Origin of the sequence: Paenibacillus mangrovi, from assembly GCF_022898935.1 — a bacterium.
Taxonomy (GTDB): domain Bacteria; phylum Bacillota; class Bacilli; order Paenibacillales; family Paenibacillaceae; genus Paenibacillus_AQ; species Paenibacillus_AQ mangrovi.
Window position 1 is genome coordinate 57,203 of sequence record NZ_JALIRP010000004.1, and the last position, 14,042, is coordinate 71,244.

Consider the following 14,042-nt stretch of genomic DNA (forward strand, 5'->3'; position numbering starts at 1 on the left):
TATTCAGTCCATTTACACGATAAAATTTTACTTACCAGCAAAAAGCGCTAAGAATGATAACCAGCAAAATGAAGAGAACCAGAATCGCTCCCATATTTGTGCCTAAACCACCATAACCATAACCTACTCCACCTACAACTCCGCTCATCCCTTACCCCTCCATAAATTAATTTGAATTACATTGTATTTTATGGATTAATCAAAATTTGGTAAGGGCATATCGGTAAAAAATGGAATAGTTGTACTTGATTTATTTACACAATACATAAACCCCAACGACCGGATTAGCCACATCCCTATAGCCGTGCTGAACATCGGGCATCTCCTGCCCCTTGTAATGCTCCAGCCAGTACCAAACCAATGGCCAAGAAAGGCTTTGCAAAAGCATCGATTCGAAGCGCAGTAGTAACCATACTGATAGCATTGGGTTCATCAATAAACCAAGTCGCAGCCATAGGGGAGAAAATAAAAAAGAAGGACACCCACAAAGGACATAAATGCTAGCTGCAACAGCCAAACTAGACCCCGGCATATAAGAGAAGATTTCTATATTTCCTGCAATCGTAGGTGCTGCTTATACTTCAGTGCCGACACGGACTATGAGGCCAAAATATAGTACTTGACCAAAGCGCATAGAAATTAAGCTCGATTGTCTTGCAATCGCCTTTGCTTTATCTAAATCTCCCGCCAACCAATGCACAAAATATCCCTGTCCTTTGGGTCTGCCTATTTCTTCCTTAGACTAGGCGGTCACATAAGTACGCTATGCATCATTTACATATGTTGAATAAAAATGATAAATTCCGGGGTGATACAGTGGCAAAAGTCAAGAGAAATGTTTCTTCAATTGAGGAATTATCTTCTTTGGAATTAGCTAAAATCGGACTAACATTCGCCGTGATCGGAGATATATTCGGTTATATTTCAATCATCAAAGCGGAAAGGGAAGAGGAAACCCGTTCTGCAGAGTCGAGTAAGCTAAATGCTGATGTCGTGAGTGATTGAATGAAACACTTGCCCCTATTGCCTAATAGGGGCAACCAGACACAACAATGATCTTTTCATAGAAGAGATGAGATTGGGGAGAGCTAACGGGTCACGAGAGTATATAAACCAGCTTGTAATTGTGAAATCCTCAACTTTGCGCTTGATTTTACTAAGTAGATGATTATAATTATGTTTAAATGATTAAACGAATGAACGGAAAGGGAGGATCCTATGAGCCAGAGAACCGAGCATGTCCTGCAACAATTTAAAGAGTGCATCCCACTGTTGGAAGTGCTGACCGATGAAAACCGTCAAGCTATAATTTTGCTGCTGGCACAGAACAAATCGGGACTTAACGTTAATTCGATATCAGGCCATATAAGTTTATCCAGACCGGCTGTCTCCCATCATTTGAAGGTGTTAAAACAGTCTGGTTATATTAAATCCGAAAAAAAAGGCGTAGAAAATTATTATGTATTGACTGTCCGTAAACCGCTTGAACAACTCAAATCATTAATTACTTCCGTTGAAGCCGAGTGCGATGGGCCTCAGGGACTATCAAAAGACTAAAGGGGAGTAATGCAGTGCAAATTTATTTTGTACAATTGGTTTATTTGTTTAAACGAATAATCATAGTTGAGGTGATTTTAAATGAAGACCGTAATCATTGAGAAATACGGGAAAAATGTTCCATTAGTTATGACAAATCAACCAATGCCTAATATCGGAGAACAGGATGTGCTGGTGGAAATTCATGCAGCCAGCTTAAATCCGATTGACTTTAAAATTAAGGAAGGTAAAATGAAATTTCTGTTGAATTATAGGTTTCCTCTAATCTTGGGAAATGATTTCTCCGGCGTTGTCGTCAAGGTTGGCGCACGGGTGAATACATTTAAACCCGGAGATGAAGTTTATGGGAGACCCCGCAAAAACCGGATCGGAACATTAGCCGAATTTATTGCTGTCCATGAAGAAGATATTTGGCTGAAACCGCAGAATCTAACCTTTGAAGAAGCGGCATCGATACCGCTAGTTGGACTTACGACTTACCAAGCTTTTGTTGATATTTTAAATCTTCAAAAAGGCCAAAAAATCTTGATTCACGCAGGTTCGGGAGGCGTAGGTACCTTCGCCATACAACTGGCCAAGCTGATGGGCGTTTTTGTTGCCACAACAGCAAGCGATAAAGGCCATGAATTAGTCAAATCCTTGGGGGCCGATCTAATTATTAATTATAAAACAGAGAATTTTGAAGAAATGCTTACCAGATATGACGCTGTTTTTGATACCTTAGGAGGAGAAGTCTTGGAAAAATCATTCCGCATATTGAAGCCAGGCGGACAAATTGTATCCATCTCCGACATGCCTAACGCCAGTTTTGGAAAAGAAGCAAAATTGGGTTGGATGAAAACGGCGATTTTGTCCATCGCGAGCCGTAAGATCAAAGCTCTAGAGAAGAAGAGCCAAGTGAGGTATCACTTCCTTTTTATGAAACCGAGCGGAGCACAATTGAAGGTTTTAAAGGAATTTATTGAAGAAGGTCGCATTAAGCCCGTTATTGATAAAGTGTATCAATTGAAAGATGCTGGACAAGCTTTTCATTATCTGGAAAGCGGAAGATCCAAAGGAAAGGTAGTCATTAGAATAAAGTAACTTAAGGAAAAAAATCCAATTACAAGGTGACGAGAATATATATGCTTAAAAGTCGCGTAGTTGCGGCTTTTTTTTATTAAATAAGAATGTTTATCCGTTATTTTAATGGAAAGTGTCACGTTTTACTCTCCGGAAACGTCTTGTTCGTAAACAATATGAGGTGAGGTGGCCAACATGGGACATTACGATGTCGCCGTCATCGGCGGCGGACTTACCGGATTAACCGCATCGATTTATTTGGCAAGGGCAGGCCTATCGGTAATTGTGTTGGAAAAGGCAAATCAGCTTGGCGGCCGTGCGCTTTCCATCAACAAAAGCGGGACATTGCTTAATCTGGGCGTGCATGCGTTTTATCAAGACGGGGCAGCGGAGACGATTTTGCGCGAATTGGGTGTGAAGCTAAAAGGCGCTAACCCGCCTGCCTCGGCGGGAGCGATGTGGAAGGAGCGGGTTAACACATTCCCGTCCAAACCATTACAACTGATCGCATCCACACTGTTTTCATTTTCGGAAAAGATGGAGCTTACCCGGTTAATGCTCAAGCTCGGCAAGATCGATCCGAGTCGAATCGAACGAATCAGTCTAAAAGAGTGGGCAGAACGGGAAATTCGGCATCCGAAGCTGAGGCATGTTGTATATTCGGTGAGTCGGGCGAACTCTTTCGTTCCTCACCCGGAGCTTCTTCTTGCGGGTCCAGCTGTGCGGCAGCTTCAAAGAACGTTTGGCGGAAAAGCCTTCTATATTGATGGGGGATGGGGGACGCTAATCGACGATTTAAGAGGTCAGGCTATCCGCGCAGGCGTCACGATAATGCATCAGAAAAAAGCGGTCGAAGTTGTACATGACGGAACGGTTCGATGTATCCGATTTAAAGATGGCGAGCTAATCGACGCTCCTAATGTCGTGATCGCAGCGGGTCCGAAGGAAGCATACGATCTGGTCAAAAACGCAGATAGCACATCTCTTGCCAAATGGAAAGATGCCGTAAAACCGATCCGCGCAGCGTGTCTTGATCTCGTCTTGCGCCGACTGCCTGATGGCGGCTCCAATTTTATTGCTGGATTTTGGCTGGATCAACCGATCTTCTATAACGCACCTTCTACTGTTGCAAAGCTAAGTGAAGATGGCTCTGTCGTCATTCATCTGATCAAACACCTTGGAATGAATAAAAGTGATCCCGAGATGGACCTGTTGCAGTTGGAAAAAGCAATGGATCTCGTTCAACCCGGCTGGCGGAAAGAGGAAATAGCTAGACAGTTTTTGCCTAACTTAACAGTCGTTCATGATTTTATCACCGTGGACAGAAATAGCGTTTACCCTGGTCCCTCGGTTCAGGAAATAAATGGACTTTATGTGGCAGGGGATTGGACTGGGCATGGAGAAGTATTGGCTGATGCATCATTTGCCAGCGCCAAACGAGCGGCGCAAGCCATCATTGCCAACCACTGCTCGTCTGAGGGGGAGGATTTTGGAGAGGGGAAAGTTATATAACGAGCTGAAACCTTTGCTATTGTCATTAGCATATCATACGTTGGGAAGTATCTCAGAAGCGGAAGATATTGTTCACGATGTGTTCCTTTCGTGGGAAGAGAAACCGCCGCAGCAAGTGCGCGATGTCAAAGCCTATTTATGCAAAATGGTTCATAATCGCAGTGTTGATTATATTCGATCACCCCGTAGAAACAGGGAAACGTATGTCGGTCCATGGTTGCCGGAGCCCATCGATACAACCTATATTCAAGGGAACGATCCAATGGAGAGTGTCGTATGGAAAGAAACCCTTTCTACTGCCGGCTTATTATTGCTGCAGCAGCTCTCCGCGACTGAACGGATTGTATTCCTGCTTCATGAAGTGTTTCATTACCGTTTTGATGAAATAGCCGAGATCGTCGACAAAAGCACAGTGAATTGCCGTCAAATTTTTCGCCGAGCGAAGAAGAGCATCGGTCAATTGCCTGAACGAAGCCCGGAAGTCAAAGAGAAAAAAACGGCACTGGCTGAACGATTTGCCGAGGCGCTTATGACCGGGAATATTGAGTTACTCGTTGAACTATTATCGTCGGAGACTGTACTATACCAGGATGGAGGCGGCAAAGTAAAAGCAGCACTCCGTCCGATTATTGGTTCAGACCGAATTATCCGTTTCTTTATCGGAGTTGCACCCGAGTTTCCGCCTGGATATCGATGTGAAACTTGTGAAATCAACGGTATGCCGGGAATACGGTTCGTAATAGGTGAGATGACTTTTGCAGTGATTACATTTCAATATTTGCAGGATCAGCTTTCAAACGTTTATGTTGTGATGAATCCAGACAAGTTGTCCCATTTTAATCGTATGAAGTAAAATCCGTGAAGTATGGGGGACTTGATATACCCTTCAAAAGTCTGGAAATAGACAGAACCAATGATTGACTTGATTGTAGCACTATTGTAAAATTTTGTTATGTTAATTTTAGGTAATGCACTTACTTAAAAGTAAGGGGATGATTTATCAATGAATCATCAGCGTGAATGTCCAGTTGAGACACTCATACATGTTTTAGGTGGCAAATGGAAGCCAATGATTTTATGGCATTTGATTGAATCCAAAAAGAGATTCAACGATCTGGAAAAGCTTATACCTGATGTTTCACAAAAAATGCTTTCACAACATCTCCGAGATTTGGAACGAGAAGGCATAGTCGATAGAACGGTCTACCCTGCGATCCCTCCAAAAGTAGAATATTCTCTTAGTGAATACGGCAGAACATTGATTCCTGTTGCAGAAGTCATGTGTGCTTGGGGAGAAAATCATAATAAGCGGAAATATGAAGAGTCAGCGTCTTAAAGCTGGTTTAATGAACTTGTACACTAATTCAATCAACTCAAAACAAAAGCTGCCACGGGATTCCGGGCAGTTTTTGTTTACCTACAGTCGCACTCCTGATATGAATATAATTATGGTATTCCTTTCTGTCATGCTTACTTTTAAGTAAGTACCCTACTTTAAAGTGGGTTCTTAACATCATTTTGAAGCGATGCTAAGCTTGAGTTAACCAAATATTGGGGGCCATTTAAGAGGAGGAATGAACAATGAAAATTATTGTTTTTGGAGCGACGGGGAATACAGGGAAAAGAGTGTTGGTACAAGGGATAAAAATGGGGCATGAAATGACCGCATTTGTGCGAAATTCTGAGAAGCTTTATGATCAACTAGGAGAGCATTTCTTAAAGCATGTGAAGGTGATCGTGGACGATATTATGGACCCGGTGAGCGTCGGTGAGGCGCTCGCGCATCAAGACGCCGCTATTATTGCAGCCGGCCATGCGGGCCAGGGAGAAGAGTTTGTTCATATCGTCGATAACATTATAAGTCAATGTGAATTCCAATCTAGTTTCTCTGGGCGGGTATGGATAATGGGAGGAGCCGGCCTGCTGAATATTCCATATACTGATCTTATCGGCAACAATTTACCCGGCTTCCCACCTGAGTATAGAAATCACAACTTGAATTTCGAAAGGCTACAACAGACTGGGCTCGATTGGTCCATTATGTGTCCGGGAACAATGATTGATTCGAGAGAGCACCCAGATCCGGTTCATCTACACGTAACAACGGAAACCTTGCCCATTCCAATTCCGGAGATGATCAAGGAATATTCCGAGGCAGATATAGCCGGTTACTTGTTCAGCCGACTTCAAGAGCTGAATGTTGCTTATGACGATGTCGCAATATGTATGTTGGACCATCTTGAGCTCGGAGGAGAGTTTAAAAGAAAAAGGGTCGGTCTAGCCTATCAAAGCAATATTACAGTGCGCTGAGGAGAAGGGGATAATGAATTTGTTTGGATTACTGCTCGTTTTGCATATATTGGCTTCGATCGCCATCATTGGCCCCGCTTTCGTGATGCCCATCATTCGAAGATCTGCTAGAACCGTCGGCCAGCTACACTTTGCTTTTGGTATAACGACCAAACTTGCCATAATGCCTAAAATTGGCGGAACCGTACTTATTTTAACCGGGGTTTCACTTATGATCATAACCAAGATGGGGTTATCCCAAATGTGGCTGAATGTATCCATCCTTTTATCACTGCTCATAGTCGTCATGATCGACGGATGGATCGAGCCGCGTATGAAAAAGATCATAAAGATCATATCTGAAAGTCAAGACCAGGGTAATGAAATACCCGCCGAGTTTGGACTGCTGATAAAAAAGATCGTACCCATCGAGACGGCAGCACAGCTGCTGATGATTGCCATATTGGTGCTTATGGTCGTTAAGCCATTTTAAAGAAGCCGATGGGAGCGTCCTAACCACATTTTGACCGCTAACGCATCGTAAACATCAGTAAAATTACTTTCGAATGTGATGATTATCTAACCAATTGTTTTGAAGGGAGCTGAAGACGACTAGGTCGTGGTTACGTCATCCGTCTCCAGTCCAGGCGATAAAGAGACTCTAGCCTGTTTTAGCGAGATGATCCTTCGCTTAAAATGATGGTATGAAAAAATCATCTGATCGAGGTGGCTTGATATGACGTTAATCGATAGTCCGAGATTCAATCGACTGAGCGGGATCGTGCTCGCTTATTATGTTCTAGCTTCCGTCTTCGCGCTACTGCTTGGAATCGTGCAGCCGGCTACCGGCATCCCTGAGGTAATCATCCAGCTGACGCAGTTCGGGCCAACGCTGGCGGTACTTGTCGTTCTATGGTTACTCCCTGGCTCTCGAGGGATTGTTCGCCAGGCGGAACTCCGGTCATCGAAGGCGGGCATTGCCCAATTGGGGGAAGCAGTACTGATCGTGGTGGTGATTTTCGTGGTCGCGCTGGCCTGGTACGGATTGTCCGGCCATATGATCGACTTTACGAATCCGTTCGATCTTGCGCACCCGATGTGGCTCATAGTCATTGCGCAGTTCATCGGAGCGGCTGGAGAAGAGATCGGTTGGCGCTGTTTTCTGCAGCCCGCTCTACAGACCCGCATGGGCGTCCTGCTATCCTCTGTCGTCGTTGGACTGCTGTGGGGCGTGTGGCATGTGGGGGTGTTCGCCGAGGGCTGGCTGTACGCAAGTTCGTTCATCTTGTTTGCCGTCTGTCTCTCGGTCATTCTCGGAGAGCTGCTGCGCGGCAAAAGACTTAAGTTGCCGACGTCCACGACGTTCCACGCGCTGATTAACCTAGCGATGCTGCTATGGTTCAAGGAAGAGGGAGGAGACGCTTACGCGATGGTGACGATGGCTGTTGCAAGCTTGATCGCTGCGGTGTGTGTGTTGATCGATCACTCGGTTCGCACGGGCAGAGGAACGAAGCAAAGTAATAATACCTTCTTTGAATTACGCTAACGGGACACGTTAGTATATAGTTCATCCAGAAGCGGGAAACGATAATGTAGGAGTTTGCTTTTAAAGTCGCGTAGTTGCGGCTTTTTTTGTTTTAACGATGCTACTAAAACTAACCACGGGAGCGTGAATCATTTAGACGCCTGAGTCATAAGTTCAAATATGTCGTCTAGGAGAGGATGTTGTTCGTGTTTCCTTATCAATCGGGGAATTATCAAATTCCAAATCCTTATTACCGATTCATACCCCAGGGGCAGTATTACAACCCTTATTCTGACACAGGATGGCTTTGGTGGCATTATCCCATAGAATCAAAAGAAAGCTACCGTTTTTCTCCGCCTCAGCAACTTACCTTCGTACTTGTGCATGGCTCCTGGGCGGATGCTCACTTTTGGGACGGCGTAGCTGCTGAATTGCGCAGTCAAGGGCACACAGTCTATACTCCAGAGTATGCAGGCCACGGAACAGATCCAAATAAAAAAGTCACGCATGCAATGATTACGAAATCAGTCGTTGATTATATAAAACAGTTGAACTTGCACGACATTGTCCTCGTTGGGCACAGTTTCGGTGGCACAGTCATCCAAAAAGTTGCGGAACAGGTGCCTGATCGCATCAAGCGTCTGGTCTTCTGGGATGCGTTCGTATTGAAAGATGGAGAATCGCTTGCAGACGAGTTGCCGCCCCAAACGAGACAAGGTTTTGAGCAGCTCAGAACCATGTCGAAAGACGATACGATTATGCTTCCGTTTGAGCTGTTTAGGGCTTTGTTCGTAAATACGGCCTCCACGGAGGATGCCAAGCTATTCTATAAAAGTGTCTCTCCTGAACCAGCTAAACCACTTTTCGAGAAACTGGATCTTAAAGCGTTCTACACGCTACCAACCCCCAAAAGCTATGTATATTTCTACCAAGATAATGTATTGCCTCAAGGAGAGGGCTACGGTTGGAATCCCCACATGTCAACACGACTCGGTCTGTTCCGTCTAATCGTTGGCGATGGGGACCACTTTACGGATACGCGCACAAGACCAGCTTATTTGGCGCTGAAGATTTACGAAGCAAGTCGAGATTAATCTGCTCAAGCGTTTATAAAATAACATATGCAAATGATTAGTCGCAGAAATGCGACTTTTTTTTATTGCGTTATAAGTTTTTGTACCGAGCTGACGTTGTCCAGATGCTTGCTCGGCACCCTGAACAACTTGAAGTAGTATCACTAGTCCTTCTCGAGTATGTTCGAATTGGAACGTTCCTTTGGGAAATATCTAGACCGATAACTAGATTCATTCGACCTCTCCTAACCTGGAGATTCACCGGTAGCCCCAAAGGTTCTTCTTGTCGCTCCATAGCATCGCTTGTTATACGGGATCTAGAGTCACAACTAGCCTCAATCAGGGTCATGACAAGTAGGGGTGAACACTATAGCGCTCGGGATCAAGTCCCACGGGCAGTTACGTTCAACCCGGCTACCAAAAGTAGTCTGCTGGGTTCTTTTTATTTGGTAGGCGGATGTCATAGGAACACTAGTGGATCCATTTTCATAAATTATCTAGTCGAGAAGGGCAGATGGGCTTGAATGCCGGTCGGATCCAGATCTAAGCATTCTCGTATAACGATTGTCCAATGTAGCGAAATGAATGATACGGAGGGTATAAAATGAACGATTTCCAGAAGGATCTGCAAAACTTGAATGTCGGCCAGTTCAATTCGACGGGGATGACGCCTACGTCGGGGCAAAATCAGAACAGTCCGGGGGATCCCCGTTTATGTGTTGGTGTTTGCTTTTTTTGCACCGGCTTTTGCGGCGGGTTTTGTTCATGCAGCAACTGTTTCCGCTGCAGTAGCTGCTTCAACTGCGCCAGCTGCAGTGGCTGCGCACGTTGCGGAAGCTGCGCTCGCTGCCGTTGAGTACTGAAAAGCTCGCTTGGTGATCCGGCAAAAGGGCATGCCCCTGCAAATGTCTCGTCTTGCAGGGGCTGTTCATTTTTAGTTTTAGGCATGACGGACAAAACGCTCTACATAACTTAAAAATGAGGGAAAACCGAAAGCCTGCGTACAATGCGGTTTTCTCCGGCAAAAACTTAGTTTTTACCTACGAAACGGTTTTGCTTCCGGCAAAACTTTAAGGAGGAATAAAAACTTGAACCCTTCTATGCGTCTGAAAGTGAAAGGGGATACGTTCTTTCTCCCCGATTCAAATGGAGGCGTCTATTTTCGCAACAATACGGGTTCGTTCCGAATGGAAGGCGACATGGTCGATCTGTGGATCGAAAAATTGATGCCCATGTGGAGTGGGGATTATTCCATGGCGGATCTGACGGACGGGCTGCCGGAACCGCACAGGGTACGGGTTTATGAAATCGCGGAAATACTGTTCAATAACGGCTTTGTCCGGGATACCAGCCAAGACCGTCCGCACGGCCTCCCGGAAGCGATCGAACGGAAATATGCCGCACAGATCGAATTTCTGGACAGCTTTAGCGGTTCGGGCGCTCACTGCTTTCAAGCCTATCGCCAGGCTAATCCGATTGCGGTCGGTTCCGGTCCGATATTTGTCTCGCTCGTTGCGGCTTTGTTGGAATCTGGATTGCCCCGGTTTCGTATGCTGATCATGAACCGGGCGACCACGGATCGCCAGCGGATCTCCGAGCTGACGGCAACCGCGCGTCTATCGGACCACGAGATCGAGGTCGAGGAGATCTTTCCGTCGAATGACGGCTTCCTCGATTGGCCGGAGGTCGTGCGGCTGGCGGATTCCGTTCTCTACGTCGCTCAGGATGACGATCCCGGAGAGCTTAGAGCGCTGCATGCGGCCTGCAGGGACGCAAAGAAGCTGCTGCTGCCTGCCATCTACTTGCGACAGTTGGGCATAGCAGGGCCGTTGGTGCACCCGGATTCGGACGTCTGCTTCGAATCCGCATGGCGCAGGATACACCGAACCACCCTTGGCGATGCGGATCGGCCGACTGCCGTCTCTACTACGTCGGAAGCCATGCTTGCGAATGTGGTCGTATTCGAATGGATGAAGACCATTACAGGGGTGATGTCTTCGGAATTGAACGGAAAGTTGTTCATGCTGAATCCGGAGACATTAGAAGGCGAGTGGCATTCGTTACTTCCCCATCCGCTGGTCAGGGGTCTTCGTCCGGCCGAGCCTACGGATCCGTTCGACCTTCCGATCGATCAGCGTACGGAGCGGAAGGACACAGACCGTCTACTGTCCTATTTCAATCGCTTGACTTCGGCGAAGACCGGCATTCTTCACTGTTGGGAGGAAGGGGACTTGAAGCAGCTTCCGCTCTCGCAGTGTCGCGTCCAGGCAGTCGACCCGATGTCGGAAGGCCCCGCCGAGCTGTTGCCTCAGATCATCTGTTCGGGAATGACGCACCATGAAGCCAGGAAGGAAGCGGGCTTGGCTGGCATCGAGGCGTACGTGTCGCGACTGGCCGGGGTTCTGAAGGCGGCCAGACCTGCGCAGCCGGATTCCGCTAGCCCGCTCGAGTCGAAGCCAAATGATTATGTAGGGATCGGAGCAGGAGAGACGGTAGCGGAAGCGGTCCTCCGCGGACTGCAGAAATGTCTGTTCGAGGAGCTGAAGAGCCGTTCCGAATCCAGCATGCCCTCCGTTTACCGAATCGAGCTCAGCGAGGTTGATGATGATATCTCCCGCTATTGCTTGCGCGTATTGAGTACGATGCGGGACGCCCCGGTAATCGGTCTGGGGCAAGAAGCAGCGGGTTTTCCAGTCGTCTGGGTCGGTACGAACGGGTACTGGTACGGCGGGGTCGGAGTTAACCGCACGATGGCGCTGCGAGAAGCGCTTCGACAGGCGCTGATGAGGACCCAAAACGATGTTGTGGACATCCAAGTCCAAATCCTGGAGCGCTCTTCGGTCAGGGTGAAAGATGCCTTGCCGCAGAGCCTGACGATTCCCAGCTTTGATCAGTCAGAATACGGCATGACACTGCAGTCCGTCCGGGAGATCCTGCAATCGAACCATAAGCGGATCGCGGTCGTTGATTTGTCGACAGAACCGTTTATGCAAGAAGTGCTGGCAGGCGTGTTTGGCGTGTCGCTGCGAGAGGAGGAAACGCTTTGAGCGCGATCGTGACGGTCATCGGGGAAGGACAGCTCGCGGATTTGGTAAGCAAGTTATTGTCTGCGGATGACCGCTATCGGCTAATCCGGCAGAAGAGCATGGAATCTGGAGTGGCGGCAACAGGAGACTTGGCGCTGGTGTTAAACGATGCATGGGATCCTTCCGTTCATGCTGCAGCGGAGGCTCGATTCCGACAGTCGGGAACGTCTTGGCTGCGCGGTTTTGTTGCATTCGGTGAGGGGATTGTCGGTCCGCTGGTTCGCCCGGAGGGGCAAGGATGCTCGCAATGCGCGGATATCCGGCTCCTGCTGGCGGGAAGCGACCGCAGGGAATCGTGGGACCTTCAGCAAAAGCTGGCGTCGCTTGGGGGAATCGCCCGGGACGCATGGGCGTCGCGCACGGGATTATTGCAGGTGGCGCACATTGTCGCGGCAGAAGCCGTTAAGGTGCTGTTGGGCGGTCAGCCGATGATTGAAGGCCGGATGTACTTGATCAATCTGCGTACGATGAAAAGCTCATCGCACTTCTTCCTTCCCGATCCGCTATGTCCGGTCTGCGGCCGATTACCTGAAGACGATGCGGAGACGGCCCGCGTTGCACTGCAGCCAAGCCCGAAAATCAGCGCCGAAACGTATCGCAGTCGTTCGATGGATGAGCTGAAGAATGTATTGGCCAAAGAATACCTGGATGCTAGGACCGGTTTTCTGAACGGGAAAATGGTTGACCTTGTATCCCCATTCGCCGATGCGAGCATCAATTTGCCCTTGTTTGGCGGAGATGAAGCTTGCGCAGGTCGGACCCACTCCTATGCGGACAGCGAAATGACGGCCATCCTGGAGGGACTAGAGCGTTATTGCGGTTTGTCGCCCCGCGGCAAACGATCCGTCATTCATGATAGCTACCGCAATGTGCAGGACCAGGCGCTCGATCCACTCCAAGTAGGCGTTCATGCGAAGGAACAGTATGAACGCTCCGACTTCCCGTTCAAGCCATTCGATCCCGAGCGGCCGATCGATTGGGTATGGGGCTATTCGTTCCTGCAGCAGCGTCCGATTCTCGTACCGGAGCTGCTGGCTTATTACAGTTCGGGTTGCGGTCACGGATTCGTATACGAAACGTCCAATGGCTGCGCGCTGGGCGGCAGTCTAGAGGAAGCGATCTTCTACGGGATGCTGGAAGTGGTGGAGCGCGACTCCTTTCTCATGACTTGGTATGCGCGGCTACCCCTACCGCGCCTGGACCACCGTTCGGTTCAGGACCGGGAATTAATATGGATGACGGATCGTTTAGAGGCCGTGGCAGGCTATGACGTACATTTATATAATTCGACAATGGAGCACGGCATACCGAGCGTGTGGGCGCTCGCGAAAAACAAGAAAGAGCGGGGTGTGAACCTCATCTGCGCGGCGGGCGCCCATCCGGATCCGATCCGCGCGGCGAAGAGTGCAATCCACGAGGTGGCGGGCATGCTGCTCACGGTTAGTGAGAAATTCGAGGAAAACCGTCAGCAGTATGAACGGATGCTTCTCGATCCGTACCAGGTCGTTCAGATGGAGGACCATTCCATGCTGTATGGGTTGAAACAGGCGGAGGAACGGCTCGATTTTCTGCTGAATGACGATCGTCCGATGCAAACGTTCGCCGAAGCGTTTGAACCGAGGGGCTGGAACGCAGATCTGACCGATGATCTGAAGGCCATGCTGCATGTTTTTCGCCAATTGAATCTTGAAGTGATTGTCGTCGACCAGACGACTCCGGAGACACGTCGCAACGGACTGCATTGCGTGAAAGTGCTCATTCCCGGCATGCTGCCGATGACGTTCGGACAGCATCTCATCCGCTTGACGGGACTTGATAGAGTGTTCAGGGTCCCTGCGGAGCTGTCTTATTCGCTTGCGCCCTTGTCGCCCGAGCAGCTTAATCCGTATCCGCACCCGTTCCCATAAACACGGCTATGGGCGGCGCGGTTGAAGACAA

The 14,042-nt window shown here is 48.2% G+C and carries 15 protein-coding genes; 13 read left to right on the top strand and 2 right to left on the bottom strand.

What is annotated here, in order from left to right:
- Window positions 1-31: 31 nt before the first annotated feature.
- Together MUG84_RS10925 and MUG84_RS10930 are read right to left on the bottom strand one after the other, a co-directional pair.
- Window positions 32-148, bottom strand: a complete 117-nt coding sequence (locus tag MUG84_RS10925; RefSeq protein ID WP_244725044.1) for a YjcZ family sporulation protein — start codon at window positions 146-148, stop codon at window positions 32-34.
- Between the two features lie 148 nt (window positions 149-296).
- Window positions 297-455, bottom strand: a complete 159-nt coding sequence (locus tag MUG84_RS10930; protein ID WP_244725464.1) for a hypothetical protein — start codon at window positions 453-455, stop codon at window positions 297-299.
- Window positions 456-816: 361 nt separating this feature from the next.
- Between MUG84_RS10930 and MUG84_RS10935 the strand changes: the two genes are divergently transcribed.
- The 13 genes from MUG84_RS10935 (at window position 817) to MUG84_RS10995 (ending at window position 14,011) form a co-directional block, all read left to right on the top strand.
- Window positions 817-1,005, top strand: coding sequence for a hypothetical protein (locus MUG84_RS10935; RefSeq protein ID WP_244725045.1), 189 nt, complete (start codon window positions 817-819; stop codon window positions 1,003-1,005).
- A gap of 213 nt (window positions 1,006-1,218) precedes the next feature.
- Window positions 1,219-1,557, top strand: a complete 339-nt coding sequence (locus MUG84_RS10940) for an ArsR/SmtB family transcription factor (RefSeq protein WP_244725046.1) — start codon at window positions 1,219-1,221, stop codon at window positions 1,555-1,557.
- Between the two features lie 81 nt (window positions 1,558-1,638).
- A complete protein-coding gene (locus MUG84_RS10945; RefSeq protein ID WP_244725047.1) occupies window positions 1,639-2,640 on the top strand; it encodes an NADP-dependent oxidoreductase in 1,002 nt (333 codons plus the stop codon).
- Window positions 2,641-2,814: 174 nt separating this feature from the next.
- A complete protein-coding gene (locus MUG84_RS10950) occupies window positions 2,815-4,131 on the top strand; it encodes a phytoene desaturase family protein (protein WP_244725048.1) in 1,317 nt (438 codons plus the stop codon).
- Entirely contained in the window at window positions 4,109-4,984 is an 876-nt protein-coding gene (locus tag MUG84_RS10955) for an RNA polymerase sigma-70 factor (protein ID WP_244725050.1), read from the top strand. Before MUG84_RS10950 ends, MUG84_RS10955 begins: the two co-directional genes overlap by 23 nt.
- A 150-nt stretch (window positions 4,985-5,134) precedes the next feature.
- The gene (locus tag MUG84_RS10960; RefSeq protein WP_244725052.1) at window positions 5,135-5,467 is read left to right on the top strand and encodes a winged helix-turn-helix transcriptional regulator; all 333 of its coding nucleotides are present in this window, start codon (window positions 5,135-5,137) and stop codon (window positions 5,465-5,467) included.
- A gap of 245 nt (window positions 5,468-5,712) precedes the next feature.
- Window positions 5,713-6,441 carry an NAD(P)-dependent oxidoreductase gene (locus MUG84_RS10965; RefSeq protein WP_244725053.1) on the top strand — a complete coding sequence of 243 codons (729 nt, stop codon included), beginning with the start codon at window positions 5,713-5,715 and terminating at the stop codon, window positions 6,439-6,441.
- Window positions 6,442-6,454: 13 nt separating this feature from the next.
- Window positions 6,455-6,913, top strand: a complete 459-nt coding sequence (locus tag MUG84_RS10970) for a DUF2269 family protein (protein WP_244725054.1) — start codon at window positions 6,455-6,457, stop codon at window positions 6,911-6,913.
- A gap of 519 nt (window positions 6,914-7,432) precedes the next feature.
- Window positions 7,433-7,966: a CPBP family intramembrane glutamic endopeptidase gene (locus tag MUG84_RS10975; protein WP_244725055.1), complete on the top strand. Its 534-nt coding sequence runs from the start codon at window positions 7,433-7,435 to the stop codon at window positions 7,964-7,966.
- A 176-nt stretch (window positions 7,967-8,142) separates the two neighbouring features.
- Complete coding sequence (locus MUG84_RS10980) at window positions 8,143-9,039, top strand: alpha/beta fold hydrolase (protein WP_280521276.1); 897 nt, start codon at window positions 8,143-8,145, stop codon at window positions 9,037-9,039.
- A 643-nt stretch (window positions 9,040-9,682) separates the two neighbouring features.
- Entirely contained in the window at window positions 9,683-9,874 is a 192-nt protein-coding gene (locus tag MUG84_RS10985; protein ID WP_425313216.1) for a hypothetical protein, read from the top strand.
- A 232-nt stretch (window positions 9,875-10,106) separates the two neighbouring features.
- Window positions 10,107-12,065: a putative thiazole-containing bacteriocin maturation protein gene (locus MUG84_RS10990; RefSeq protein WP_280521277.1), complete on the top strand. Its 1,959-nt coding sequence runs from the start codon at window positions 10,107-10,109 to the stop codon at window positions 12,063-12,065.
- Window positions 12,062-14,011: a TOMM precursor leader peptide-binding protein gene (locus MUG84_RS10995; RefSeq protein ID WP_244725062.1), complete on the top strand. Its 1,950-nt coding sequence runs from the start codon at window positions 12,062-12,064 to the stop codon at window positions 14,009-14,011. The genes MUG84_RS10990 and MUG84_RS10995 overlap by 4 nt, the downstream gene beginning before the upstream one ends.
- Window positions 14,012-14,042: the final 31 nt, after the last annotated feature.

What these genes read in the sequence shown, in the direction of transcription:
- MUG84_RS10930 (WP_244725464.1), bottom strand. Translation starts at nt 455, where the DNA reads ATGGCTGCGACTTGGTTTATTGATGAACCCAATGCTATCAGTATGGTT.
- MUG84_RS10945 (WP_244725047.1), top strand. Translation starts at nt 1,639, where the DNA reads ATGAAGACCGTAATCATTGAGAAATACGGGAAAAATGTTCCATTAGTT.
- MUG84_RS10940 (WP_244725046.1), top strand. Translation starts at nt 1,219, where the DNA reads ATGAGCCAGAGAACCGAGCATGTCCTGCAACAATTTAAAGAGTGCATC.
- MUG84_RS10965 (WP_244725053.1), top strand. Translation starts at nt 5,713, where the DNA reads ATGAAAATTATTGTTTTTGGAGCGACGGGGAATACAGGGAAAAGAGTG.
- MUG84_RS10950 (WP_244725048.1), top strand. Translation starts at nt 2,815, where the DNA reads ATGGGACATTACGATGTCGCCGTCATCGGCGGCGGACTTACCGGATTA.
- MUG84_RS10985 (WP_425313216.1), top strand. Translation starts at nt 9,683, where the DNA reads ATGACGCCTACGTCGGGGCAAAATCAGAACAGTCCGGGGGATCCCCGT.
- MUG84_RS10960 (WP_244725052.1), top strand. Translation starts at nt 5,135, where the DNA reads ATGAATCATCAGCGTGAATGTCCAGTTGAGACACTCATACATGTTTTA.
- MUG84_RS10970 (WP_244725054.1), top strand. Translation starts at nt 6,455, where the DNA reads ATGAATTTGTTTGGATTACTGCTCGTTTTGCATATATTGGCTTCGATC.
- MUG84_RS10925 (WP_244725044.1), bottom strand. Translation starts at nt 148, where the DNA reads ATGAGCGGAGTTGTAGGTGGAGTAGGTTATGGTTATGGTGGTTTAGGC.
- MUG84_RS10980 (WP_280521276.1), top strand. Translation starts at nt 8,143, where the DNA reads ATGTTGTTCGTGTTTCCTTATCAATCGGGGAATTATCAAATTCCAAAT.